General features: G+C 33.6%; 27 protein-coding genes, 5 tRNA genes and 1 pseudogene. 20 read left to right on the top strand and 13 right to left on the bottom strand.

The features are described from left to right. Window positions 1-160: 160 nt before the first annotated feature. A tRNA-Arg gene (locus tag GJV77_RS12100) sits at window positions 161-234 on the bottom strand. Window positions 235-1,135: 901 nt separating this feature from the next. On the opposite strand from GJV77_RS12100, the gene GJV77_RS12105 reads away from it, so the two are divergent. Beyond that, the gene (locus GJV77_RS12105; protein ID WP_155036623.1) at window positions 1,136-1,861 is read left to right on the top strand and encodes an MBL fold metallo-hydrolase; all 726 of its coding nucleotides are present in this window, start codon (window positions 1,136-1,138) and stop codon (window positions 1,859-1,861) included. Window positions 1,862-2,049: 188 nt separating this feature from the next. Here GJV77_RS12105 and GJV77_RS12110 read toward each other — a convergent pair. From GJV77_RS12110 to GJV77_RS12125, 4 genes are all read right to left on the bottom strand, one after another. Then, window positions 2,050-2,124, bottom strand: a tRNA-Pro gene (locus GJV77_RS12110). 30 nt (window positions 2,125-2,154) lie between these two features. Beyond that, window positions 2,155-2,229: transfer RNA gene (locus tag GJV77_RS12115), tRNA-Pro, on the bottom strand. Window positions 2,230-2,259: 30 nt separating this feature from the next. Further along, window positions 2,260-2,334: transfer RNA gene (locus GJV77_RS12120), tRNA-Pro, on the bottom strand. Window positions 2,335-2,342: 8 nt separating this feature from the next. Next, window positions 2,343-2,426, bottom strand: a tRNA-Ser gene (locus GJV77_RS12125). Between the two features lie 271 nt (window positions 2,427-2,697). On the opposite strand from GJV77_RS12125, the gene GJV77_RS12130 reads away from it, so the two are divergent. The 7 genes from GJV77_RS12130 to GJV77_RS12160 all read left to right on the top strand — a co-directional run bounded on the left by GJV77_RS12130 (window position 2,698) and on the right by GJV77_RS12160 (window position 9,988). Continuing rightward, window positions 2,698-3,228, top strand: coding sequence for a GNAT family N-acetyltransferase (locus GJV77_RS12130; protein WP_155036624.1), 531 nt, complete (start codon window positions 2,698-2,700; stop codon window positions 3,226-3,228). Window positions 3,229-3,241: 13 nt separating this feature from the next. After that, window positions 3,242-4,369, top strand: coding sequence for a GNAT family N-acetyltransferase (locus tag GJV77_RS12135; RefSeq protein ID WP_162521620.1), 1,128 nt, complete (start codon window positions 3,242-3,244; stop codon window positions 4,367-4,369). 118 nt (window positions 4,370-4,487) lie between these two features. Then, on the top strand, window positions 4,488-5,093 hold the full coding sequence (locus GJV77_RS12140) for an alpha-ketoglutarate-dependent dioxygenase AlkB family protein (RefSeq protein WP_155036626.1): 606 nt from the start codon (window positions 4,488-4,490) through the stop codon (window positions 5,091-5,093). 360 nt (window positions 5,094-5,453) lie between these two features. Next, a complete protein-coding gene (locus GJV77_RS12145; RefSeq protein WP_155036627.1) occupies window positions 5,454-5,972 on the top strand; it encodes a hypothetical protein in 519 nt (172 codons plus the stop codon). Window positions 5,973-6,376: 404 nt separating this feature from the next. Next, complete coding sequence (locus GJV77_RS12150; RefSeq protein WP_155036628.1) at window positions 6,377-6,607, top strand: hypothetical protein; 231 nt, start codon at window positions 6,377-6,379, stop codon at window positions 6,605-6,607. Between the two features lie 158 nt (window positions 6,608-6,765). Then, window positions 6,766-7,539, top strand: a complete 774-nt coding sequence (locus GJV77_RS12155) for a sulfite exporter TauE/SafE family protein (RefSeq protein WP_155036629.1) — start codon at window positions 6,766-6,768, stop codon at window positions 7,537-7,539. A gap of 505 nt (window positions 7,540-8,044) precedes the next feature. Then, on the top strand, window positions 8,045-9,988 hold the full coding sequence (locus GJV77_RS12160) for an OmpA family protein (RefSeq protein WP_155036630.1): 1,944 nt from the start codon (window positions 8,045-8,047) through the stop codon (window positions 9,986-9,988). Between the two features lie 55 nt (window positions 9,989-10,043). Here the strand turns inward: GJV77_RS12160 and GJV77_RS12165 are convergent, their stop codons facing one another. Beyond that, on the bottom strand, window positions 10,044-10,580 hold the full coding sequence (locus GJV77_RS12165; protein ID WP_155036631.1) for an NADPH-dependent FMN reductase: 537 nt from the start codon (window positions 10,578-10,580) through the stop codon (window positions 10,044-10,046). 87 nt (window positions 10,581-10,667) lie between these two features. After that, a complete protein-coding gene (locus GJV77_RS12170; RefSeq protein WP_155036632.1) occupies window positions 10,668-11,477 on the bottom strand; it encodes a hypothetical protein in 810 nt (269 codons plus the stop codon). Window positions 11,478-11,636: 159 nt separating this feature from the next. Here GJV77_RS12170 and pyrR point away from each other — a divergent pair, with 159 nt between their 5' ends. From pyrR to GJV77_RS12205, 7 genes are all read left to right on the top strand, one after another. Continuing rightward, the gene (pyrR, locus tag GJV77_RS12175) at window positions 11,637-12,185 is read left to right on the top strand and encodes a bifunctional pyr operon transcriptional regulator/uracil phosphoribosyltransferase PyrR (RefSeq protein ID WP_155036633.1); all 549 of its coding nucleotides are present in this window, start codon (window positions 11,637-11,639) and stop codon (window positions 12,183-12,185) included. Between the two features lie 24 nt (window positions 12,186-12,209). After that, a complete protein-coding gene (locus GJV77_RS12180; protein ID WP_155036634.1) occupies window positions 12,210-13,136 on the top strand; it encodes an aspartate carbamoyltransferase catalytic subunit in 927 nt (308 codons plus the stop codon). A 205-nt stretch (window positions 13,137-13,341) separates the two neighbouring features. Then, on the top strand, window positions 13,342-13,737 hold the full coding sequence (locus GJV77_RS12185; RefSeq protein ID WP_240142866.1) for a ribonuclease Z: 396 nt from the start codon (window positions 13,342-13,344) through the stop codon (window positions 13,735-13,737). A gap of 99 nt (window positions 13,738-13,836) precedes the next feature. After that, window positions 13,837-14,745, top strand: coding sequence for a ribonuclease Z (locus tag GJV77_RS12190; RefSeq protein WP_155036635.1), 909 nt, complete (start codon window positions 13,837-13,839; stop codon window positions 14,743-14,745). Window positions 14,746-14,756: 11 nt separating this feature from the next. Then, complete coding sequence (pdxH, locus tag GJV77_RS12195; RefSeq protein ID WP_155036636.1) at window positions 14,757-15,404, top strand: pyridoxamine 5'-phosphate oxidase; 648 nt, start codon at window positions 14,757-14,759, stop codon at window positions 15,402-15,404. A gap of 3 nt (window positions 15,405-15,407) precedes the next feature. Continuing rightward, the gene (locus tag GJV77_RS12200) at window positions 15,408-15,674 is read left to right on the top strand and encodes a hypothetical protein (protein WP_155036637.1); all 267 of its coding nucleotides are present in this window, start codon (window positions 15,408-15,410) and stop codon (window positions 15,672-15,674) included. Further along, window positions 15,664-16,221, top strand: a complete 558-nt coding sequence (locus GJV77_RS12205) for a DNA mismatch repair protein MutS (protein ID WP_155036638.1) — start codon at window positions 15,664-15,666, stop codon at window positions 16,219-16,221. The genes GJV77_RS12200 and GJV77_RS12205 overlap by 11 nt, the downstream gene beginning before the upstream one ends. A gap of 93 nt (window positions 16,222-16,314) precedes the next feature. On the opposite strand, the gene tpiA is transcribed toward GJV77_RS12205, so the two are convergent. Genes tpiA through GJV77_RS12230 form a run of 5 tightly spaced genes read right to left on the bottom strand, consistent with a single transcriptional unit; the run spans window position 16,315 to window position 20,413 of the window. Further along, window positions 16,315-17,070: a triose-phosphate isomerase gene (gene tpiA / locus GJV77_RS12210; RefSeq protein ID WP_155036639.1), complete on the bottom strand. Its 756-nt coding sequence runs from the start codon at window positions 17,068-17,070 to the stop codon at window positions 16,315-16,317. Next, on the bottom strand, window positions 17,070-17,639 hold the full coding sequence (locus tag GJV77_RS12215; RefSeq protein ID WP_155036640.1) for a TlpA family protein disulfide reductase: 570 nt from the start codon (window positions 17,637-17,639) through the stop codon (window positions 17,070-17,072). The genes tpiA and GJV77_RS12215 overlap by 1 nt, the downstream gene beginning before the upstream one ends. Before the next feature lie 19 nt (window positions 17,640-17,658). Further along, the gene (locus tag GJV77_RS12220) at window positions 17,659-18,732 is read right to left on the bottom strand and encodes an ABC transporter permease (protein WP_155036641.1); all 1,074 of its coding nucleotides are present in this window, start codon (window positions 18,730-18,732) and stop codon (window positions 17,659-17,661) included. A gap of 3 nt (window positions 18,733-18,735) precedes the next feature. Beyond that, window positions 18,736-19,842, bottom strand: coding sequence for a BT_3928 family protein (locus tag GJV77_RS12225; RefSeq protein ID WP_155036642.1), 1,107 nt, complete (start codon window positions 19,840-19,842; stop codon window positions 18,736-18,738). A gap of 22 nt (window positions 19,843-19,864) precedes the next feature. Then, window positions 19,865-20,413: a DUF1599 domain-containing protein gene (locus tag GJV77_RS12230; protein ID WP_155036643.1), complete on the bottom strand. Its 549-nt coding sequence runs from the start codon at window positions 20,411-20,413 to the stop codon at window positions 19,865-19,867. Window positions 20,414-20,536: 123 nt separating this feature from the next. Here GJV77_RS12230 and folP point away from each other — a divergent pair, with 123 nt between their 5' ends. The 3 genes from folP (at window position 20,537) to GJV77_RS12245 (ending at window position 22,981) form a co-directional block, all read left to right on the top strand. Continuing rightward, the gene (folP, locus tag GJV77_RS12235) at window positions 20,537-21,361 is read left to right on the top strand and encodes a dihydropteroate synthase (RefSeq protein WP_155036644.1); all 825 of its coding nucleotides are present in this window, start codon (window positions 20,537-20,539) and stop codon (window positions 21,359-21,361) included. Further along, window positions 21,358-21,969: a hypothetical protein gene (locus tag GJV77_RS12240; protein WP_155036645.1), complete on the top strand. Its 612-nt coding sequence runs from the start codon at window positions 21,358-21,360 to the stop codon at window positions 21,967-21,969. Before folP ends, GJV77_RS12240 begins: the two co-directional genes overlap by 4 nt. 181 nt (window positions 21,970-22,150) lie before the next feature. After that, window positions 22,151-22,981: a hypothetical protein gene (locus GJV77_RS12245; RefSeq protein ID WP_155036646.1), complete on the top strand. Its 831-nt coding sequence runs from the start codon at window positions 22,151-22,153 to the stop codon at window positions 22,979-22,981. Between the two features lie 260 nt (window positions 22,982-23,241). On the opposite strand, the gene rlmH is transcribed toward GJV77_RS12245, so the two are convergent. Next, entirely contained in the window at window positions 23,242-23,715 is a 474-nt protein-coding gene (gene rlmH, locus GJV77_RS12250) for a 23S rRNA (pseudouridine(1915)-N(3))-methyltransferase RlmH (protein WP_155036647.1), read from the bottom strand. A gap of 212 nt (window positions 23,716-23,927) precedes the next feature. Between rlmH and tnpA the strand changes: the two are divergent. Both tnpA and GJV77_RS14965 read left to right on the top strand, forming a co-directional pair. Further along, window positions 23,928-24,359: pseudogene (tnpA, locus tag GJV77_RS12255) on the top strand (IS200/IS605 family transposase). 797 nt (window positions 24,360-25,156) lie between these two features. Next, on the top strand, window positions 25,157-25,434 hold a 278-nt coding region (locus GJV77_RS14965; RefSeq protein WP_262885839.1), incomplete at its 3' end, for a reverse transcriptase domain-containing protein.

The raw sequence follows: 25,434 nt of genomic DNA on the forward strand, positions 1-25,434 counted from the left end.
AAACTTTATGCATAAACACAACTTTTAGGATTGATCCAAAACTTCTTTATTGATAACTATAAAGATCCTATCATAGAGAATGGCCAGCAGCTTATTGATATGATAATGCTAAAAAGGAGTGTATAAAAAAAGCACCTTGAAGTAACAAGGTGCTTTTTTGTGATCCAGTCAGGATTCGAACCTGAGACCTACTGCTTAGAAGGCAGTTGCTCTATCCAGCTGAGCTACTGGACCGTCCTTAAACTATCGTTTAATTATGGTGTCTTAGTAAGTAAGCTAGTGCTGTTCCTTATTTTGACGTTGCAAATATATTGCTTTTTAAATATATTAAACAAGTAAAAAATAAAGTTTTTTTATCGGTTTGTATCAACTGTTTGAGAAGTAAAAGGTTATACGATAAAAATATTGTATTTATTTTAATGAAGTATACTTTTTAGTGTATAACCTTAAGCAATACGGCTATTGATAGAATAATGTTTTAGCTTATTTCTTCACTAGGACTCTCTTCATTTGAAGAAAGAGTATTTTAATGAAGTAGATTTAATTATTGTGTTTGTAAAAGTGCAGTTATGGATTTGTTAGTGGTGTTTTTTATTGTTTTCAAAATGGATTGTTGAAAGGTGTTGAAAAATCAGTTCTACAATCACCGAACTAATGATTAGCTCAATGAAATCAATGGATGGTAGGTGTTTGTTTGAGTGTTGTTCGAATGATATTCGCAAGAAGTACTGAAAAATAGAGGGTTTACTGAAGAAGGCTCGCAGAAGTATAGATTGAAGCCTTGTAAATACAGGAATTAGCCTTGTTTCTGATAGCTTGATAGATAAAAAACGTAGTGCGGAATGCGAAAATAAGACACTTTAAGGCGTGGTGTTTTTTACAATAAAAGTAGTGCCTTTAAGAAGTTAATGAAATCAGTTAAATTACTAATATATTGCAAATATACGTTTTTTTGTTTTGCAATGTGTAAGGTTAAAAAAGAATTGTAGATGTGTTTTGAGTAGTATAAATGGTAGTGGGTAGATATTTTAATCTCAATTAGTTGTTTTGAGTTTCTTTATTTTAGATAATAAACGTTTGATTAGATTTCCTTTGTGATTATATTCTCTTTATTTTTGTTTTTAAACTCAAGTAGATGATAAAAGTAGTGCCTCTTAAAGAAGGGGATTTTTATGAAGATGAGGTGAAGAATTTTTTGCCAATTGAAGAAAATACAGTATTAACTAATGAAATACAGCTTGCTGTATGTCCTTTTCTAATTGTAACAGAAAAGTATACTATTTTGTTAGATGCCGGTTTAGGGTATCAAGAGAATGGTGAATATGTGTTGGATGCATATCTGAAAAGGGAAGGGATATCACCAATAGATATTGATCGAATATATCTTTCTCATTTGCACAAAGATCATGTCAATGGGTTAATGGAGTATAGAGATGGCAAGTATGTTTGTCGATTTCCTAATGCGTCTATTTATCTGCAAAGAAGAGAGGTTAGTTTTGCGGAGTTGATACAGGATGATATTTCTTTTGATTATGAGATCTTAGAAGAGATCTTAAAGTTGCCAAATATTGTGTGGATGAATGAAGATGAAGGGCGGTTAGATGAATATATTCGTTATCGGGTGGTTGGCGGTCATACGGCATATATGCAAGTTTTTTGGGTTAAAGATGATGATGTTACTTATTTTTATGGAGCAGATAATCTTCCTAAGTATAGTTATCTGACTTATAATATGGCATTCAAGACTGACTATGATGGAAAAAAAGCGATGCAGTGGCGTGCTGAATGGAAGGATGAAATAGTCAAAGATCGGTGGGTTTTATTGCTTTATCACGATATGGAGCACTCCATTTATAGATAAAACAAAAGGTATTAGTTTAATCCAAAACTAATGCCTTTTGTTTTATCTGATTAACATTATCTATCTTTCTATGTAAATTAACTGCACTTGATACATAAACACAACTTTTAGGATTGATCCATTAAAATTAAAAGTTGGGGAGAAAATAGTAAAATAAAAAAGGAATCACTAAAAAGTGATTCCTTTCGTCGGGGTGGCAGGATTCGAACCTGCGACCTCCTGCTCCCAAAGCAGGCGCGATGACCGGGCTACGCTACACCCCGTGTACAATTAAGTGAAATGTCAAACTCTCGTCGGGGTGGCAGGATTCGAACCTGCGACCTCCTGCTCCCAAAGCAGGCGCGATGACCGGGCTACGCTACACCCCGTGTACAATTAAGTGAAATGTCAAACTCTCGTCGGGGTGGCAGGATTCGAACCTGCGACCTCCTGCTCCCAAAGCAGGCGCGATGACCGGGCTACGCTACACCCCGAAAGTTTGCGGAGAGACAGGGACTCGAACCCTGGCATCGGTTACCCGATGACAGATTAGCAATCTGCTCCGTTACCACTCCGGCACCTCTCCAATACTTTGACTATTTCGTCTCAATTGCAGTGCAAACATACAGCGACTTTTTCATTTCTGCAAATAGAATTATATAAAAATAATTATGCTTTTAACGTGTTTTTTTTATTGTGTTCGTTATTAGTAAGATATGGTTGTGTTAATTAGTAATATTTTTTTTCGATGCTTTTAAAATAGGATTCTTTTTATATTTATATGCTGGTTCTTTTTTCAGCATCTGTAGATGATATTAAGTTTTATTACTTTTGTAGGCATATTAAATTTAAAAGTCATGGGATATAGTAAAGACATCGTGTTTGAAAGTGATCGCTTAAGATTTGAAGTGGTTAGTGATAAATATAAACAATCAATTTTTAAGGCTTTGACACCTACAGTTGCCAAGTTTTTGCCTTTTATACCAACAGGTAAGATTGAGGATACTCAAGGATTTATTGATTACAGTCTTGGACAATTAGAAAAAGGTGATGATATTACGTTGGTAAGTGTAGATAAAGTAACGGGTGAATTTATTGGATGTTGTGGTATTCATGATATTACTAATGAGTCGATTGCATTGGGAATTTGGTTAAAAGAAGATGCTTTTGGTAAAGGATATGGTACAGAAGTTATAAAAGGACTGGAAGGGTTCGTAATGAACAATCTTGATGTTAAATATCTATTGTATAATGTAGAGAAGGATAATAGTGGAAGTATAAAAATTGCTGAAAAGCTGGGGTATGTTTATGATCACGCATTTGTTCGAAACATCAGTGAGGAGAAAATCCTTAACATGCTTCAATACAAAAAAGCGAACAAAAAATAATAATGTAAAGCAATTGGGAAAGAGCGAAATTAATACGATTGACTACTCTGTTATTCCGTGGAATAGACTAATACATTGGGAGGGTAGAGCGAATAATGTTCCTACAATATTGTCAGTCTTGGAGCATGGTGCTAGGCATGATCGGCGCATGGCATTAGTAACTTTAAGTGGGTTTGTTGAGCAAAAAGGTGGAGTGATTATAGCTACTCCCATACTGTTGTCTTATTTATTAAATAATTTAGATCGATTTAGTGACAATCAAGATCTAGTGTTGCGTTTGTTGCTCAAAGTGGCTAAGGCAGTTGGTCTTCAGTGGGAAGTATTCTTGGATTCTAAAGAATTTGAAGGTTTGAGTTTTTCAGCTTCTATTTGGGAAGAGGGTTCGCCATATTTATGGCCTAAAGAAATGTCTGCTGTAGAAGAGGCTTCTTTGTGGAATTCTATTGATCCGATGTTGTATTTTGATCACGCATGGTACTATACCCTTGAAGTGTTGGAGTCCTTTAGATTATCTATTTTGAGTATAGATGCGCGTGATGGTATTGAGCAAGGAATGATCTATGAGTTAGAGACGATCTTGAATATGGTGGCTAGTCAAAATAGAAACATTGTTGCTATAGATAATTTTAGTTTTGAATATGAAGATGTACTTTTATCTCCAATAGATCAGATCTATTTAGACGATATACATACTAATCTAACTAAAGACGTTTCTAAGTTTTTGAGTTTTGATTTGATAGACAATGTTGCTTTTACAAAAGAGTATATTCGTGCATCAGTAGTTGAGAACAAACGCGGAGCCGCTCTTGTCTTGGTTGTTAAGGATAGGCATACGCAAATGTTTTTGGGAGGTTGTGGAATACAAGATGTTAATGTACATACGGCAGAGATAGGTTTTTGGCTCAAAAAAGAAGTACAAGGTAAGGGGTATGGAAGGCAAGTTGTAGGAGCATTGTTAAAACTTATAAAAGAATGTGTTGATACTAAAGAGATTATCTATACTGTAGAGCAAGGAAATGAGGTTAGTGTTTATTTAGCTGAGAAATTAGGCTTTAGTAAAGGAAAAGATTTTATTCTTGAACCTACAGTATTTAAGAATAAGTTGCGCTATATGTCACAGTATAGATTAACATTGAAATAACATTGAAATAAAATTGAAATGACTATAGTTTTATAGTCATTTTTTTTGCTTTGATTTTTAGCAAAGGAATTTTTTATAGATGTGTAGCTTTTTGTAACATTGACTAAAACAATTTGTTATGGACTTATTTACTCAATGTAATCAACAAGATGAAAATATACTACCTTTTGATGGAGAGGTACTTTCTCATGGTTTTGTTCTTTCTAATGATGAATCTGAGTATTATTATACTCTTTTATTAGGGGCTATTGCTTGGCAACCCGATGAAGCGATTTTATTTGGTAAGCGAATCCAAACAAGGCGACAAGTAGCTTGGTATGGTGAACAACCATTTAGTTATGCGTATTCGGGAGTAATTAAGTGTGCATTGCCGTGGACAGATGCTTTATTATGGTTAAAGCAGAAAATAGAGACGATTACAAATGAAACATATAATTCATGTCTGTTAAATTATTATGGATCAGGTGATGAAGGTATGGCCTGGCATAGTGATGCGGAAAAGCAGTTGAAAAAGAATGGTTCTATAGCTGTACTAAGTTTGGGAGCTGTGCGTAAGTTTAGTTTTAAGCATAAAGCGAGTTCTCTAAAGTTAGATGTGATTCTTGAGCCGGGTAGTTTATGGGAAATGAAAGGGGAAACTCAAACCTATTGGCTCCATCGATTACCTCCAACTCAAAAAGTAAGAAAAGGGAGGGTAAGTTTGACGTTTAGAACTATTGTGTAGTTCTTGATGTTAAGAGTTGTAAAGGCATAGAAAGGAGGGGGGGCTATATCTTTTCTGTGTTTTTACATGTTGTATTATGGTAGTTAACTAGAGGTTATTATTTTGAGTAACGTCTTAAAAAACGTAGTCTTTTCTTAGATTATAGGTTTTTTATCGGTGTTTTTCTTTAATATTCTATTTATTTTGATTTATTTTTAATGTTAAGCGACTGATGTTTAATTAATTATATTTTTTTTGATATAGAGGTGAAATAATTGTAAAAATAGATAGGTATGTATGTGTTTTTTATTAAATTTAAATATAACTCAATTGATACACAGTCATAGTTTAAAAGTTAGTGTGTCATTTAAAACTATCATTATGATCGATCGTTTTTTATATCAGTTAGTGAGCATACAATTAGTTAATGAACCTGTTAAGTATATTAAGGGGATTGTATTAGATTTTAATGCAGATTGGATTTTAATTAAACGTAATACAAATGAATTTGTAACTGATGGTTATGCATTGATTAGACGAGATAAAGTTGTTGCTGTTGATAGAAATGAAGAGGTAAAGTACGTAGAAGAAGTGCTTAAAGCTAAATTTGTTGATTTTACTTCTTTTCCGATTCATATAGAGGAAAATATTTTTATAATTCTAAAGAATATTTCTGTAAAATATGAGGCTTTAATGTTGAATACGAAGGATACGATTTGTCTAGGTAGCTTTTTTGCAAATGATGATAATGAATATTTTGCAATCGATGAGTTTTCTGTAACTGGGGACTGGTTAGACATCATAAATGAGTTCAATATCCACGATATCTACACAATAGTTTTTGATACAGATTATATTCAGTCCTTGTTGTTGTTTGCAAATAAGAAAGTAAGTAATTAGCTTGTTTGCTGTGTTTTTTACTTTTTTTAGAATAGTTTTTGATTTATTGGTATAAAGAGGTTTTAGTTTAGCTATATTTTTTAAGAGTAAAAAACTAAGATTGCTAAATTAGTTCTAAGTATTGTGTAATATAATTTAATATTTTAATTACGAAGTGTTTAGAATATGTTTTTTTCGAAATATTTATTTTAATATTGGTAGGGATTGTTAGAAGTTATAACTTGCGAAACTTTAAAATCATATTTAATTAACATAAAAGATTACCGATTTAATTAGTATTTTTTAAACTGGTATGATAATTGTTTATTATCAAGTATAGGGATTTTAACTGGCATACTTTTATTAGCCAACAAAGGTAAGTCAGGTGTATAGACAACATAATAACAACAAAACAAGAATGTATCATGGGAAAAGTAGCTTTTGACCAAAAAGGGTTTGAAACTAAGAAGAAAGAGCTTTTTAGTTTGAAAACAGAAGATTTACAAAACGAATTGTTTAAAATCGTTTATTGTACAAAAGAATGGGTAATGGAGAACTTTCTATTAACACAAGATCAAGTTGTAAAGCTTAACGATCAGCCAAAGGATTTCTTAAAGCAATTAAGAATTGCACCAACTGAATTCTGTTACAATTAAGAGAAGAAAATAAAACAAAAAAGAGTTATCTTAAATAGATGGCTCTTTTTTGTTTTATGATGAGATGGTTGTTTTTTAAGCTGTATTGAGTTTATTTGTTTTAATTAAACGATACAATTGCAATTAAGTACTACTTTTGTCTTTTGTAAATCTAGAAAATGGAATTAGATATTTTCTTCTATTTATGCATCATAGCTTTTTGCGCCGGTTTCATTGATGCAATCGCGGGAGGAGGTGGATTGATACAAACACCTTTGAGTTTAGCATTACTACCTAGTTATCCTATATCTACAATTATCGGAACATTAAAAATACCAGCTTTTTCAGGGACAGGTATTGCTGTGTTACACTATTTAAAAAAGAGTAAAATAGATTGGTTGTTTTTCTTATTCCTTGCTATAATTTCTTTTATTAGTGCATTTCTAGGATCATATGTTTTGACAATCGTGAGTAATGATTTTATGAAACCATTACTACTAGTAGTACTTGTGGCTTTATGGTTATTCACTTATTTTAAAAAAGACTTTAGTACTTCACTTTTATCTGAGCAATCAGGAAAGAAAAAGATTGTTTACAGTGTAGTGCTGAGTGTTATTGTAGGGTTTTATGATGGTTTTATTGGACCTGCAACAGGTACCTTCTTTATAATGGGGTTTGTTTTTTTAATTGGCATGGACTTTTATAAGGCATCTTCATATGCGAAGATGATTAATTTGGCAACTAATTTTGGTAGTATTTGTTTATTTCTACTCAAAGGTCAAATTATTTGGACAATTGCTATTCCAATGGCTATATCTAATGGTTTAGGGGGGTATTTTGGTGCTAAGATGGCAATACTTAAAGGAATAGTTTGGGTACGTTATATATTTCTCTTGATTATGTTGATTGCTATTGGTCGCTTTGCTTATGAAGTATTGTTTTCCCAATATTAATGATAAATAAGGACATTGTCTTAGGGGTGGTTAGGGTTTGTTAAATGTGATTATTGTAGATATTTGCTTAATAATATTTGAATTTGATAACTCAACTCTATTTAACAACTACTAAATTTGAGTAGTGGTTAGATATGGTGACGCGTTAAGTTGTTATCATAATAGATTTTTTTTGCGACCAGTCACTTTGTGGCTGGTCATTTTTATTTGGTTAGCTTACTATTTGTTTAGATTTAGTAAAAAATAATCTTTAGCACTATTGTTAAATTATAATAAAAGTCTTATATTCGAAGTGTCAAGTGTTTTGTATAATTAATGTTAAGGCAGTTTTCCGTTTTATTGAGAAAACTGCCTTTTCTGTTATATTTTATATGCAAATAACTTATTGTCTAAGATAAATAAAAGTATAACAAGAGGGCAACTATAATTGATTTCTTACGTTATAATATAGTAATCCTTGATTATTGTTATAAATTTGATTTGGAAAGTAAATCATTGTTGTGTTATGAAGAAAAAAGATGCGTTTAGATTGTGTTTACTCTTATTAATGAGTTTGCTGATGTCATCAAATGTGTTGGCTAAGGGTAAGCCTAGTCTGAAAAAAGCAGACAAATACTATAAGAATACTGAATACTCTAAAGCAGCAGAGGAGTATAAGCGATTGGAACGAGGTAGTAGGCATACAGATCCTTATATTTACCAGCAATTGGCAATTTGTTATGACAAGTTAGATCGTGTGATTGAGGCATCAACCTATTATGGTAAAGCTATTGCTAAAATGGAAAAACAAGATCCGGAACTGATATATAGTTATGCGAAGGTTTTGCAGAAAAGTGGACGATATGAAGTAGCGCGGGATATGATGGATGATTTTACGGAACTGGTTCCTAATGATAGTCGTGCTAGAGATTTTGCTAAAAATCCGGATGCTTATTATGAATTGTCTAAGCTTAAGGAATACTTCGGATATCAGGAATCGGGTATGAACGATCGGTATTACGATACATTTGGAGCTTTAATGACAAAGAATGATACCATTTATTTTGTGTCAAATAGGACTAAACAAGAAAATAAGTTTGCTCGAAAGCTTTTTGAAGTTAGAGATAGATATAAGCGAATGCCTAATTACGATATTTATCAAGCTACATTCACAGCAGTGAAAGAACCAATATTTAAATCAACTCGTTTATTAGGAACTATAAACAAACGCTTCAATGATGGACGTGCCGTGGCCTCGTTGGATGGTGAGCGAATGTTCTTTGCTTCAGAATCTTATCGTTATCGCAGGTTTAGGAAAAATCCTATCGTCAAAAAAAGAGATCGAATGATGAGTCTGTTTGTTGCTAAACGCAAAGGAACGAAGTGGAGAAAAGTTAAGAAATTACCCTTTACAAGACCACAGTATATGTATACTAGTCCATCAATAAGTCCGGATGGGAAGTATCTTTATTTTGCCTCTGATATGGAAGGTAGTCATGGTGTGCTAGATATTTGGAGAGTAGCCTTGTTAGAAGATGAAGATTACGGTGAACCTGAAAATTTGGGTGCTATCATTAATTCAGGGACTATAAATGAAGATCCTTTTTTAAGCGAAGATAATGTTTTGTACTTTACATCTGATCGTTGGGGGGGATTTGGAGGAAAGGATATTTACATGGTTGATATGAATACGCCAAATGCAAAACCAGTAAATGTTGGGCAGCCGATTAATACAGCGTTAGATGATTATGCTTTCTCTTATTATCCTTCAAAAGGAATTGGTTTCTTTTCTTCTAATAGAATTGGTAGAAATGATATTTATAAAGTAACGCCTTCTTGTAAACGCGATGTAAAAGTAATTGTAAAAAACAAGAAGTTTAATAAACCTGTATCTAATGCATTAGTTAAATTCTCTAATAGTAAACGTAGAATTGAAGATGAAGCGGTTACAGATGACAAAGGTGTGTTAGAAGGCTATGTAACTTGTGCAGAGTTGTATAAAGTTGTAGTAAGTCATCCAGATTATTTAGACGAAGAGCTAGAGGTAAAAGTGTCTAAAGATGAAGAGGTAGAGACGCTAATTGCTTATTTGAGACCTTTAGAAGAGTTGATGATTGAAGAGGATCGAATTACTTTGGAGCCAATTCATTTTGCTTTTGATCAAAAAGAGATTACAATAGCTAGTAAATTTGAATTGGATAAATTAGTCAAACTGATGAAACGCTATCCAACAATGCGCATAAAGGTAAATTCGCATACGGATAGTAAGGGTAATCCTGATTATAATTTAAAATTATCTCAAAATAGAGCCGATGCTACAGTCGAATATTTAGTAAGTCAAGGAATCACTAAGGATAGACTGGAGTCGGAAGGTTATGGAGATAAGATGTTGAAGATACAATGCGCTCCTTGTGATGAGGCTCAAGATGCTCAGAATAGACGTTCTGAATTTTTGATTTTGAGTCGCTAGGACTGGTTTGATCTATAAATAAAAAAGGAAGTACGTAAGTTCTTCCTTTTTTTGTCTATCTCTTAGCGGATAATAATTCAACAAGCATGTTCATTTTAGTTTTGTATTGATCAGTAAGCTCGTTGTCTATGTAAAGGTCGAGAGTACTGATAGGTACTGAATATGGTAATGACCAAGCTCTAAGTGCTTTAGCAATATTGTCCATTGCTTGTATCCCTTGCATTGCTTGATTCCCGGCAGCCCAACAAGTAAACCCTATAACCTTATGGGTAAGGTATGCGGGGTTATCTTTAGCTGTTAATTCTAACCAATCGATAGCATTCTTCATTACACCTGTTAGACTACCATGATAAAGTGGTGTTAGCCAGATCATAATGTCGGCTGATCTAAATGCCTCTATAAATTGTTGCACCTCTTCAGGTACGTTATTCATTAAGTTTGCTTGAAATATAGGTATTTGATAATCAGATAAATGTATTTGTTGAACATCAATATTCTTGTTTATGAGCTGGTCTGTATAGTGTTGGGCTATACGTCTCGATGTTCGAAATGCTTCTATGTCGAGAGACCCATTGAAAATTAAGGCTTTCATAAAACTATTTTGTAAATTCGAAGGCTAAGGTATGACTTTTATTTGACAGAATGAGTTTTCTAGACTCGATCAAGTACACTTTTTGGACTATTGATTTGGTTTGTCAGTTATTCCAAACATCATGATAATTTTGTTATTGTAATATATATTGAAGGTTTGTTCAGCAACGTCAAAAGAATAGTTTTGTAAGTGTAGTGAATCCCCAATTGTTTGGCTAAAATTATCTGATGGGTAGCCCTTGTTTGTGAAATAGACTTCGTTAAATTGTATGTTTCCTTTTAGGTAGTTAATAGTAAAGTTAACATGAAAGAGTAATGTATAGTCTAGGGAATAGGCATATAAGGTATTAGTTTTGAAATTGAAGTCTACAAGGATTGGAAATACGGTATCACTATCACTTTTATATTGTATTAGTTTCCAATGGTATCGGGTGATATATTTTTGTAATGGATTGTTAGTTTCTTTTGTGAGTTTTATGACTTTGTTTTTTTTTGTAACTAAGTTTAAGGTGTCTTTAATGATAGTTACAGTCAATTTCGTTTGGCTAAGCAAGTGGATTACTTCAATTTCGTTATCTAGACAAGACAGTATCTCATCGTTCTCCTGTTTTATTTTAGTCGTTTTTAGAGTTAGCTTGTTATCGACTAGTTTAAGCATTTTTACAGGAATAATAAATGAATGACATTTGTTATTCCCGGAGATTTCAAGGTCTATTAAGTTTAGGTTAATAGAATACTGGTGATTACTCGGTAGATTTATATCATTCAGGGAGTATAATTTCCAGTTGGTATTAGTAATAGCTTGTCTGTCAATTTTCTCTCCTTTGCCATTAGTTTGTGCTTTTGCTAAGGAGAAAGTGAGGGATAAAAAGCTTAGTAGGAGAAGTTGTGATTTCATGTTCTTACGTTTGTAGTCAACTATAAAAATAAGAAAAGTTTATAATTAAGTAATCCTATATCAAGTTAATGCATCTTCTTCTTTAAGATAATTTCGAAATTACAACGAAAAAACAATATTTAATTGTAATTTTACCCCCCAAACACAACTCTTTTTCATATGAATCCAAAAGTATTACTTACTTCAAAAGAGATTGATATTATTCTACATCGTTTGGCTTGTCAATTGGTAGAAAATCATTTAGATTTCTCAAATACCCTTCTTATTGGTATCCAACCACGTGGTAAATTCTTGGCAGAGCGCATTAAGGCAATTTTAGAAACAGAATACAATATTCCAAATATTGCTTTAGGCTTTTTGGATATTACTTTCTTTCGCGATGATTTTAGAAGAAATCAAAAACCACTTGAAGCGAATAAAACGCAAATTGACTTTTTAGTTGAGGATAAAAAAGTCGTATTTATAGATGATGTATTGTTTACTGGACGCAGTATTCGCTCGGCTTTGACTGCTATACAGTCATTTGGTCGTCCGGCAGAGGTTGAATTACTTGTGCTGATTGATAGACGTTTTAGTCGTCATTTACCAATTCAGCCTGACTATAGAGGTCGTCAAGTTGATGCCTTTAATGAAGAGTCTGTTCGTGTACATTGGTCAGAAGACGGTACAGCGGATAGTGTCTATATCCAACAAAATTCTAACATCTAATTATTAAATTTACTGACTTAAGAAATGAAAGAATTAAGTGTAAATCACCTACTAGGAATAAAGTATATTACTAAAGACGATATTGATTTAATCTTTGAAACAGCGGATCATTTCAAGGAGGTTATTAATCGTCCTATTAAGAAAGTGCCATCTCTTAGAGATATTACCATTGCTAATGTTTTCTTTGAGAATAGTACACGTACCAAGTTATCTTTTGAATTGGCACAAAAGCGTCTGTCAGCTGATGTAATTAGTTTTTCTGCGGCTCAGTCTTCTGTGAAGAAAGGAGAGACTTTAATTGATACGGTGAATAATATTCTCGCAATGAAGGTAGATATGGTAGTTATGCGTCATAATAATCCAGGTGCGGCTTATTTTTTATCGAAAAATGTAAATGCAAGTATCGTAAATGCTGGAGATGGAGCACATGAACACCCTACTCAGGCTTTGTTGGATAGTTTCTCTATTCGTGAAAAATTAGGTGATGTAGGAGGTAAAAAAGTTGTTATTGTAGGTGATATTCTACATTCAAGAGTAGCGTTGTCTAATATTTACGCACTGCAAATGCAAGGTGCTGAGGTTAGAGTTTGCGGTCCGAAAACATTAATCCCAAGGTATATTGAAAGCTTAGGTGTTAAAGTGGAATCTAATCTGAGAAAAGCTTTAGAATGGTGTGATGTTGCTAATATGCTTCGCGTTCAAAATGAACGTTTAGATTTTAGTTACTTTCCTAATACTAGAGAGTATTCTCAACAGTTTGGTTTGACGAAAGAGCTTTTAGATTCCCTAGATAAAGAAATTGTTGTAATGCACCCAGGGCCTATTAATAGAGGAGTGGAGATTACATCAGATGTAGCTGATTCACAGCAGTCGGTGATCTTGGATCAAGTAGAAAATGGAGTGGCAGTTCGTATGGCTGTTATTTACTTGTTAGCATCTAAAATAAAATAAAGTTAAGTGTGGTTATCTATTTTTTTAGTTAGTCATTTTAATAGTTAAAAGGTATTCTTTCTAGGAAAGAATACCTTTTTTCAATTGTGAACTAGTGATTATGGTTAAATTAGATTACTAAGTTTAGAAATAATCTAATGAGGTGAGTTGATGTATTGTTACGTCAATGTTTCATCCGTTAGACAAGATATTTTTATAAGAATATATGATTGTATGTATATTCGTTTTATATTCGCTTAATCAAATAAAAGCGTATACAATGAAAGTAAAAGAAAAAGGGCATACACTTATTATTACCAGTAACGAAGCAACGCTAAGTGAGTTTGTCGAGAAATTGGAACAGCAATATGAAAGTAATTTAGTAGGAGCTAATCTAGTGATTGATTTAATTACAGCTAGTTTTGTGGTTACAGAAGAGGATATTGAGCAGTTTGAAAATTTAGCAGTAAAGCATATTGAAGAGGCTAATAGATCTTTTGTGATTGTTGTTGAATCTATTGACTTTAATGAGTTTGATGGAGATATGATAATAGTTCCTACGCTGTTAGAGGCTCATGATTTAATAGAAATGGATGAAATCCAAAGAGATTTAGGATTTTAGATAGAATATAGAAAAGGCTTAAGGAATTAAGCCTTTTCTTTTGTCATCAACTCGCTATTTTTTGTAAATTACAACCTCAAATAGAAAAAATATACCATATTGAAACTTACTATATTAGGTTGTTATGCAGCAACACCTAGAACAATAACGAACCCAACATCTCAAGTATTAGAGATGAACGGACATATGTTTTTAATTGATGCTGGAGAAGGTACACAAGTGCAATTGAGACGTAGAAAGCTTAAATTTCAGCGTATTAATCATATTTTTATATCACACCTTCATGGAGATCATTTTTATGGCTTGATTGGCCTTATATCGACTTTTATGCTACTTAATAGGCAGGCTGATCTTCATGTCTATGGTCCTAAAGGTATTAAGGAAGTAATCTTGCTACAGCTGCGTTTGTCTAATTCGTTTACTTCTTATAAGTTATACTTTCATGAGTTGACAAGTAAAGAGAGTGAAATAGTTTTTGAAGATGATAAAGTAATTGTGCGTACTATCCCTTTAGATCATAGAGTTTATACTAATGGTTATTTGTTTGAAACGAAACATGGAGAGCGCCGTCTTCGTATAGGTGCTATAGAAGACTTAGGTATAGATCGCTGTTATTACCAAAAGATTAAAAGAGGTGGTAATGTTACGTTAGATGATGGTACAGTGATTGAAAATAAGGATATTACTTATGATCCCGAACCAACGGAGCGCTATGCCTTTTGTTCGGATACTTATTATTCGGAGGCTATTATTCCTATTATTAAAGATGTCAATGTACTCTATCACGAAAGTACTTTTTTAGATTCTGAAGAACACAATACTCAGCGTACTAAACATTGTACAGCTAAACAAGCAGCTAAGATTGCTAAGTTGGCTAATGTAGGGACGCTTGTGTTAGGACACTATTCTACACGTTATAATGATATTACTCTGTTTAAGAAAGAAGCAGAGACTGTTTTTTCAGGTACTATTCTCAATGCTGATGATGGGGCTATTTTTAACTTTTAATATTTTACATGATGAATGATTTAAAAGATTATAGAAAATCATATGAAAAGAATGTTCTATTAGAAAATACTATTGATGAAAATCCTTTTATGCAGTTTCGTAAATGGTTTTGTGAAGTGGAAGACTTCGGTGGAGTAGAGGAAGTAAATGCTATGACGGTTTCTACCATTGGACTTGATGGTTTTCCTAAATCGCGTGTTGTGTTGTTAAAATCATATGATGAAAACGGTTTTGTTTTTTATACTAATTATAATTCAGAAAAGGGACGTGCTATATTAGCGAATCCTCATATTTGTTTGTCTTTTTTTTGGCCTACCTTAGAACGTCAAGTGATTATAAAAGGTTTAGCATCTAAGACAACGACTGTGCAGTCTGATAATTATTTTGACTCAAGACCTTTAGGGAGTCGTATTGGAGCTATTGTCTCTGAGCAAAGTTCGGTGATTGATTCACATGAGATTTTGGAGAGGGAAATGTATCGTTTAGAAAAACTAGCAGAAACTGAAGAGGTTAAAAGACCTGAGTATTGGGGAGGTTTTGTAGTTCAACCTATTTCTATAGAGTTTTGGCAAGGACGACCTAATCGTTTGCACGATCGTATCCGTTATACATTGACGGAGGATCAGTTAGATTGGAGAATTGAACGTTTAGCACCTTAAGGTATGTTGAAGAGTAAGACTATTAGAATAGTATTGAATATACTCACTTTGCTTGCAGTATTTTGGGGCTTGTGGGAGCAGACAAAGGCCGAGACTAATGTTTGGATTCAAATAATTGCTGTAGTTCTGTTTTTTGCTGCTATGGCTAGATTATCTAGTAAGGTAAGTAGTAATACAGTACAAGAATCTCCGGCAGAAAGAGAGTTTAATACTGGTATAAAAAAGGATTTGTTGAAATTAGAAAAAGAAGATAAGAAAGATGTTGAGTAAAGGAGATTATGTACATGTTCTTGACGAAGATGAGGAAGGTATAGTAGTTGATATAGTCAATGACATTGTTACTATAGAGACTAAAGATGGATTTGTATTGATGTATAAGTCAAATGAGCTTCTAAAAGTTAGTAATCACGCTGATCAGGAGTTTAAATCCGCTAGTACAGTTGGAAGTATTCACAATGCATTACAAGATAAAGTAGAACCTAAAAAACGCTCTTTTGTCAAAGAGAAAAAGTCGAGAAAGGACGAGTTTATTCTTGAGGTTGATTTGCATATAGAGAAGTTGACCAAGGATTATGCTCGTATGGAAAAGTATGATATGCTGACTCTTCAACTTGATACGGCACGAGGGCAATTAGAGTTTGCAATTGCAAATCGTATTCCACGTATTGTGTTTATTCACGGAGTAGGTGAGGGAATACTTAAAGCGGAATTGGAGTATTTGTTTAGTCGTTATGTTGAGGTAGTAGCAGAAGATGCTAACTATCAGAAATATGGTCTAGGTGCCACACAGGTTTATATTAAACAGAATGTTAGATAGTATAATTTAGAGATAAAAAAAGCGTATAAACTTTAAATAGATTATACGCTTTTTTTTGTGCTTATAGACTTTTATAAATAAGTCTTTTTTTGATTATTCAGCCGCATTGACGATAGCTGCAAAGTCATCAGCTATTAAGGCTGCTCCACCAATTAAGCCACCATCTACATCTGGATTTGCAAACAACTCTTGTGCGTTGCTTGGTTTTACGCTACCTCCATACAGAATTGACGTACTATTGGCTACATTTAAATCGTATTTTCTTTCGATTTCTCTACGGATAAAAGCATGCATTTCTTGTACTTGCTCTGGGGTAGCTGTCATACCAGTACCTATTGCCCATACCGGTTCATAGGCAATTACAATATTTGCCCATTGTTCTTTAGTTAAGTGAAATAATCCGTCTGTCAATTGATTAAAGATAACGTTTAAGAACTGTTTATTTTCTCTATCTTTAAGCTCTTCTCCAATACAGAAGATTACGCGCATATCATGACGAAGGGCAGTATTGACTTTGTCAGCTAGTATCGCATCTGTTTCATGAAAGTAGTGTCTTCTCTCGGAGTGACCAATGATTACGGTCTCCACATTTACACTTTTTAGCATTTGAGCAGATACTTCTCCTGTAAAAGCCCCTCCTTCTGCTTGGTGCATATTCTGAGCGGCTACTTGAATGTTAGTGCCGTCTAGATGTGCAACTGCACTACCTAAATTTGTGAAAGCAGGAGCTACGATAACTTCTACTTCTTTTCCAGTTGGCAATTTTTCGATTAACTCATCTAGAAGCTTATGTGTTTCTTGATAAGTTTTGTGCATTTTCCAGTTTCCTGCAACGATAGTATGTCTCATTATTCCTGTAATTTTTTTAATAGTTTTTTAATTTCTTCGAAGTTCTTTTCTGTAGCATTGTATAAGGCAATATTACTTTCCTTGTCTACTACAATATATCGCGGTATCCAGTTTAAGTCTAGGGATTTTCCAAAATCTCCTTTCATACCTTCTCCTTCTTTAGAGAAATAATTCTCTCCTTCAACGTTGTATTTTGTTAAGGCTTCTTTCCAAGAATCTTCTGTTTTATCTAGTGATAAGTTGACAAAAACTGTTTCTGGATTAGCTTCTTTTATTGCTTTTATTCCTGGTAATGCTTTGATGCAATCAGGACACCATGCTGCCCATACGTCGATTAGTATTGTTTTTCCTTTGTATTTTGCTAAGATTTGTTCTAGTGTAAGTGTATTTCCTTCCTCGTTTAGAAAATCTTGTGATAGGGCTCGCTCAGCAAATTTAGTAGTGTCTTTTACAACTACTGGATTCTCAGTTTCTGTGGTTTTTGAATCTGTTGTTTCTTGTCTTGGTGTTTGCTTACAAGAAGCTATTGTTATGGCTACTAAGGCTATTGTGAAAAGTATTTTCTTCATATGTGCTAGTTATAATTTATTAATTCAATTTTATTCTTGGGTCTAAATATGCGTATATCAAATCTACTAAAATTGTGATAATTACGAAAGAAGATGCAATGATTAAAACAGCTCCCATGATTACTGGTAGGTCTAGTGTGTTTAGTGCTTGTACTATTTCTTTTCCTAATCCATTCCAGCCAAAAATGTATTCTACAAAAACAGCTCCTGCTAACATTGATGCAAACCACCCTGATAGCGCTGTAACTACTGGTGCAAGGGAGTTTTTTAATGCGTGTTTTCTAATCATTGTGGTATTTGATAAGCCTTTAGCTCTAGCTGTGCGTATATAGTCCTGACTTAATGTTTCTAAAAGAGAATTTCTCATTAATTGAATTACTACAGCTAAGGGTCTAATTCCTAATACAATGGCTGGGAGAATGCAGTTTTTTAAAACTAACCTTTTTCCTTCTCCAAAATCATCTATCTCATAGAGACTCCCTATCATTGGTAAACCAGTGTATTGGTGTAGTATAAAACCAAATATCCAAGCAAATAGAATCGCACTAAAAAAAGAGGGTAAACTCATTCCAAATGTACTAACTACTGCAATAAATCGATCTATCCACGTATTGTGAAATAGAGCAGATACAATACCTAATAGTACACCGATAAAAAAAGCTAAACCAATAGCCAATACAGCAAGTACGACAGTATTGGGTAATGTTTCATAAATAATACTGCTAACTTTTTTTCCACTTTTTTGAAAACTTTCTCTTAGGTAAGGAAGTTTGAATTTAAGGGTAGTTTTGTTTATGGTTAATAAGTTAACTCCTGTATATTGTCCCTTGTCGTAGCTAAAGTCTTCTGTGTGATTACTGTGTAGAGATAGGGGTGATAAATCGTTTAAGTAGAGCAAGTATTGTTTACTTAGAGATTTGTCAAAGCCATATTTCTTTTTGACAGCTAGTAGTTGTTCTGGGTTTTCATTTTGATCAAGCATCATGCGTGCAGGATCACCTGGTAATATATTGAATAAGAAAAAAACAACCGTTACTACTCCAAATAGAGTAGCAAAGGCATAAATTGTTTTTTTTAAGAGATAATTGATCAAGGGTTATTTGTTTTTTAATTGTGCTTTAGCACGATCTTTCCAGTGTTTTTTGTCTACGATTACTCCATTTTCGATGATTACGATACTTGGATTTGCGCGTTCTATTGTTTTTAATGTGGTTCCGTCACAAGTGTAATAATCAAATGGCAATTCGTATGTTTCGATTGTTTGGTCAATCTTTTCTTGACTTGAAGCTGTCATTCCTATCACTTTGTAGTTATTGACAATTGCACTATTGGCAAAGTCTTTCATTTGACTTAACCCTTCAGTACTTGCTTTGTCTAAATCATAACTAATGATAAGTACTAATTTTGGTTCCGCCATTAGATCGACAGTGTGGTCGATACCATCTTTATCCATGGTAAAATCGTGGATAGGTGGAATATATCCTGCTGAAATCTGAAAATCTTCTCTTCGAATAAATTTAGCTCCCTTAGGTATTTGTCCTAGCTCTTTGTCGGTAAATTTCTTTTCTTCTCCCTCAACTTCATAATAAAAGTTCATTTCGTATTTTGCACGTGGTGCTCCTTCTGGTATTTCCATACCTTTGAGGATATTTGTACCTTTTTTATAGGTTCTGAAATCTTTTATTGGTAAGTGGTTTAGTACCCAATACCCTATAAATGAACACAAAACAAGTGAAGTAAGCATTATCCAATTACTCTTGTTCGCTTTGAATAGTGGAGTGATGTATTGTTGTCCTTTTAGAAGGATTAAAATAAAAATCAAAAGAACAACATCTTTCGTAAATGAACCCCATGGTGTTAGTGGTATTGCATCACCAAAACATCCACAGTCAGTTACTTTATTAAAAAAGGCTGAATAGAAGGTTAGAAAGGTGAAGAATACAATCATTACTAATAGTGCTCTTAAAGTAAATTTACGCATGTATCCAATTAACAAGGCTACTCCAAGTAAAACTTCAGCTATGACCACAATTACAGCTATGGCTAACGCATAAGGAATCAAAAAAGGGAGATTAAGTACCTCTGTAGAGAAGTATTCTTCTAGTTTGAATGAAAAACCTGTAGGGTCATTTAGCTTAATTAATCCTGAAAGGATAAATAAAATCCCTACGAATATGCGAGATAATTGTGTTAGTATTTTCATAGTATTTCGTCGTAAGAGTAAATTAGTTAGAATCAATAATGTTTAAGTGAATTAATGCAAATACAGAATAGTTTAACATATCTTGATAATTAGCATCAATTCCTTCAGATACAATTGTTTTTCCTTTGTTGTTTTCGATTGACTTAACGCGTAGCAATTTTTGAAGTATTAAGTCTGTTAGGGAGCTAACACGCATATCTCTCCAAGCTTCACCATAGTCGTGGTTTTTGTTTTCCATTAAAGATTTGCATACAGCCACTTGTTCGTCGTAGAGTTTGATTGCTTCTTGCTCTGATAAATCAGGTAGGTTGACTGCTCCTTTATCTAAGTTAATAAGTGCCATGATACAGTAATTGATGATACCGATAAACTCAGGAACTTCTCCTTCGTCAACCTTTCTGACGTCGTTTTCTTGAATACTTCTGATGCGTTGTGCCTTAATGAAAATTTGATCGGTTAAGGAAGGAAGACGCATAATTCGCCAAGCACACCCATAATCTTTCATTTTTTTGATATATAAATCTCGACATTGCGTAATTACTTGGTCGAATTGTATAGAAGTAGTATTCATTTGAATTATATTTGTGTAATATTTGTCCAAAAATACTAATTATAGCGCCTCTTTAAAAGCCTATAGTTATAATTTAGGAGTAATAAGTAAATAAAGATATTAAAAAGTTATTTTTAACGCACAATGACAATCAATTGTAAAGGTGAATTAATCGATTTATCCGAACCTAAAGTAATGGGAATTCTCAATGTGACACCTAATTCGTTTTATGATGGTGGTAGGTATAAGACAGATAAGACTATTCTCGACCAAGCTGAAAAGATGCTTGAACAAGGTGCAGACTTTATCGATCTAGGTGCTTATTCGAGCAAACCAAGTGCTGAATTTGTATCAGAAACTGAAGAAATAAATCGATTAGTGCCAACAATCGACTTATTGTTAAAGGAATTTCCAGACGTATTACTTTCTATTGACACCTTCAGAGCATCAGTTGCTAAAGAAAGTATCCTGGCAGGAGCCGCAATGATTAACGATATTGCTGGAGGTATGTTGGACGAGAAGATGATTTCAACAGTTGGTGAATTAAAAGTGCCTTATATTATGATGCACATGAGAGGGAATCCACAAACGATGCAAATGATGACAACATATAATGACCTTGTCAAAGAGGTGTTGCAGTACTTCTCAGAACGCATTGCATTGGCGCGTGAAGCAAAAATCAACGATGTGATAATTGACCCAGGATTTGGTTTTGCTAAAACATTAGAGCAGAATTATGATCTAATGGCAAAATTGGAGTTGTTCAATGTTTTTGAAATTCCTATTTTAGTTGGGATTTCTAGAAAGTCAATGATTTATAAATTAATCGATGCTACAGCTCAGGAAGCACTAAACGGGACAACAGTTCTCAACACGATAGCACTACAGAAAGGTGCAAAAATATTGAGAGTTCACGATGTAAAAGAAGCTGTAGAAACCAGAAAAATATTAAAACAATTAGCATTATGAAAAAGATAGTATTGTTCTTACTTCCTTTGTTTTTCATTTTAGGAAGTTGCAATAGAAAACAGATGTTACTTACTAGAGCATCTCACACAGTATTAGAGGGTGTAGATGATCACTCTTATGTCTATATTGAATATGAAGAGGATGGGAAAACACCACATTTGAATGAGACGAATCGCATAGCGGGAACAAATTACTTGTTTGCAGTGGAGCGTGAGTTGAATTTATTGGATGTGGCGAAGATGGTTAAAAAAGTAAAAGACCACAAGTACGAAGAAGATAATATGCATCGAGATGAGAAAGGTGTTTTTTATATTTACGTGGATTCTCTGCATAAAAATAGAGCATGGTTTCCTTTTAAAGAGCTGGATTTTGACTTTACAGGCCCAACTGCGTTAGAAAATGTTGTTTATGTTCAAGGTGCTAACGATTTCATATTTGAAGGGAATAAGGTTGATCGTGAGCAATTACTTCAATCTATAGTACAACGCGATAGTATTCAATTAGGTTTTAATAAAGACTTATCGTTTGAAACCTATCTTCAGATACGCGTTCTTTTAGAAGAGAAGGAGATTAGTAACCAATTTAGAAAACAAGATTTAGTGTATTAGTTCGTGGATAATTAGTTTTTTTAACTTTTTGTTTTCATTGTTTATTATAATTTTTGAAGTTGTATAGGTTAATTTTTAATGAAATAATGATACTATTTGGTTTAACAAAATAGTACCAACTAACTTGTAATAATTGGATTGGAAGAGCGTTATATTGTTAGGAGTTAGCAGTAGTAAAAGTATGAGTATTTATAGGCTGATTATTATTTTTTCGACGGTATTAGTGGGAGAAGGGATTTATGCACAAAGTGGAAAAGCTGCACAAATCTATATGGAGTATGCTAGAGATTTTAGTGGAAGCGAAATTATGAGTACACTAAGGGAAATTAATAAAGATACGGTGGTAACGAAATACTATCAAGCACTAATCCCCGTCTCTGATAAAGAGCTTTGGACAAATAAGGTGGTTTATAGGACAAAGAAATCTTCGGATAAATTTGTTGTGCAAAGACTTGTCTATTCTAAGGAATTAGATGGTTCTGAAAATCGCACGAATGTGAGTTCAAAAAGTGTCTATACTAATGGGTATAATAAGAATAGCTTGTTTACAATTCAGACTAGCACATATCTCGAAAATGGCTGGATGAGTTATTACGAGATAGGTAATAGTAAAAGTGTTCTGTCTTGTTATGATGCTAGTGGTAAAGTGATTAGTAAAAATTCAGGCTGTTTAGATACAGGAGAAGACTTGTTTGAATCTATTGATTTGGCACAGAGTGTAGCTTTTCTTTTAAGGTTAACTGAGCAGAGAATAGAAAGGCAAATATCTTTTAAAAAGAACACGCCTTTAGTCATGATTTTGACTATAAATCCAACTACTCAAAAGAAAAGTCTCTTTTTTAGCGACTTGAAAGCCTATGGAGTTTCAGATACTGATGTACAGTTGATTCACACAGCTTTCAAAAGTTTATTCTTTCAATTAGATCCCAATTTGTTTACTTTTCCCAAATACTTGAATGGGAAAAATGCTGTATTGCGTTATCCTATACCTGTGGATTTTAGCGCTACTTAATTAGTTGCATTTTATTCTTGTAAGCTGTGTGAAAATTAATAATTTTTCAATCGATTGTCAGTCTAATTTTTGAGATGATTGTGTTTGCTCCTCTGATGCTTGTACAATACCTCCACTTTGCTTGACCTTTTCTTGCCAAGAAGACTGTTCTGGGCTAGTATACTGGAGGAATACTGCACTTATAACTCAAGTTTGGCAACAAATAGGAGGAACCTACTACGTATTTTGGTATATTGTAAGGTTATAGAATATAAAAATAACTATTGATGATGGTAGGGTTCGTTTTTTAGAATAGTAAACCCTCTATAGATTTGTTCAATAAAAAAAAGGCGAATCATTTGATGCGAAAATGTCATTTGCGATAGCGCTATTTTTCCTTTAGCACTTTTATACACTTCTTCAGAGAAACCATATGGCCCTCCAATTACAAATACTAGCGTTTTGATCCCAGTATTCATTCGTTTTTGTAACTCTTCAGAGAATTTAACACTTGTAAATTCTTTGCCATTTTCATCTAGTAGTACCAGGTAGTCTGTATTGGAGATTTTAGATAGGATTAATTCTCCTTCCTTTTGTTTTTGTTGAGCTTCCGAAAGATTTTTGACATTTTTGATATCCGGGATAATCTCTAAATCAAATTTTATATAAAAGGATAAGCGTTTAGTATATTCTTCAATTAAGGTTTGAAGAGGTTTGCTATCTGTTTTGCCTATTGCAATTAATTTTATATTCATCTGATTTATTATTTTGAACAAATATAAGGAAACTTGTTTTTTGAAATACTATTTTAACGAAGGTGAGGTAGTTAAATTATATTGCGTTTTTTTGGAAATATTTTCGTTGATTGATACTTATTCTATTTTTTTTATTGGTCGCAGACAGTAGTTAAAACTATGCACTTTAGTGCATTTAGCTTTCAGCTTCTAAAAATGTTTACCTTTGATATATGGAATATCAACGTAGTAATGGTCATAGTGTCTCTCGTCTAACAGCCCATATAGTATGGGTGACCAAATATCGTTATCCAGTTTTGGAAGGTGATGTTCAGATTCGTTGTCGTAGTCTAATTATTCAAATCTGTGAAGCAGAAGATATTCAAATATTAAAAGGTGTTGTCTCGAAAGATCATGTTCGCCTTCATATAGAATATCGTCCATCCCAAAATATAAGTAATATTGTCAAACTTTTCAAGGGTCTTACTTCAAGGAAGTTACAAATAGAATTTCCTGAATTGAAACAAAGATATTGGGGACGTCACTTTTAGGCAATAGGTTTTGGTTGTTGGAGTACAGGAAACATTACAGATGAAATGCTAAATCAATATCTTGAACATCATCGCAAACCAAATGATAACGGAGGTGACTTCATACTTGAGTAAGAAGCTCCACCTATGCAGACTTTAGTCTGCTTTAACACACTATGGACTTTCAGTCCATAGTGGTTGTGTGCCCAGCATGGGCAATAACTATAGGGTGTAAGTCCCGAACACGCCTTTACAGTGGGAAGTGTTAGCCAACAGCAAGGGTGTCCATCGTGAGGTGGAATCTGAAGGAAGCTTACGGCAAAACCTTGACCTGACGAACAGAAACTATATAAGGCTTAAAGTATCGGATAAGGTTGCAACCCAAACTGAAGTCCAAAACTGTACAGAGATACGCGGGTAAATATAGCAGGTACATGAGGTGAAAGTTATTGTTCTTACCTGGGGAGGTCTTACAGACGTAGGGAAGTTTTTTTTTACAGAACTACGGATAACAATTGCTGTAAGAAGTCAGCAGAGGTCATAGTATGTATGGAAACAAGCTTGGCAATACCAAGAAGTCTTACGAAATACAGAAGGACTGAACTTAATTAAGTGAGAAGTAAATGAATGTTACCTAATGAAGGGCGGAATGCAGAAAATATCAACGATTATTGATAACTACCTAGAGAATGATAGGGCGGAACCCGACAGCTATCAAGGAGTGCAGTGCAGACTTTTATTGGGATAACTGAAAACAACCTCATGGAAGTACAATTAGGACAGCTAGATTTACTTGAACAAATCCTAAGTCCNAATTAGGACAGCTAGATTTACTTGAACAAATCCTAAGTCCCTCGAATCTGAATTTAGCTTATAAGCGAGTTAAATCAAATAAAGGGAGTTATGGAATAGACAAGTTATCAACTGAAAAGATGTTAGAATGGCTCTTAGTTCATAAAGAGAGCTTGTTATACTCATTAGAAAAGGGGAATTATAAGCCTCAAGGAATACGCAGAGTAGAAATTCCAAAAGAAGGAGGTAAAGTTCGACTTTTAGGAATCCCCACAGTTATTGATAGAGTAATACAGCAAAGTATCTCACAAGTATTATCGAATATTTACGAACACGAGTTTCATCCAAGTAGCCACGGCTTTAGACCTCAAAGGGGATGTCATACAGCGCTGAAAGAGGCAAAGAGACATCTAAATGA

This window comes from Myroides pelagicus (assembly GCF_009711055.1).
Taxonomy (GTDB): Bacteria; Bacteroidota; Bacteroidia; order Flavobacteriales; family Flavobacteriaceae; genus Flavobacterium; species Flavobacterium pelagicum.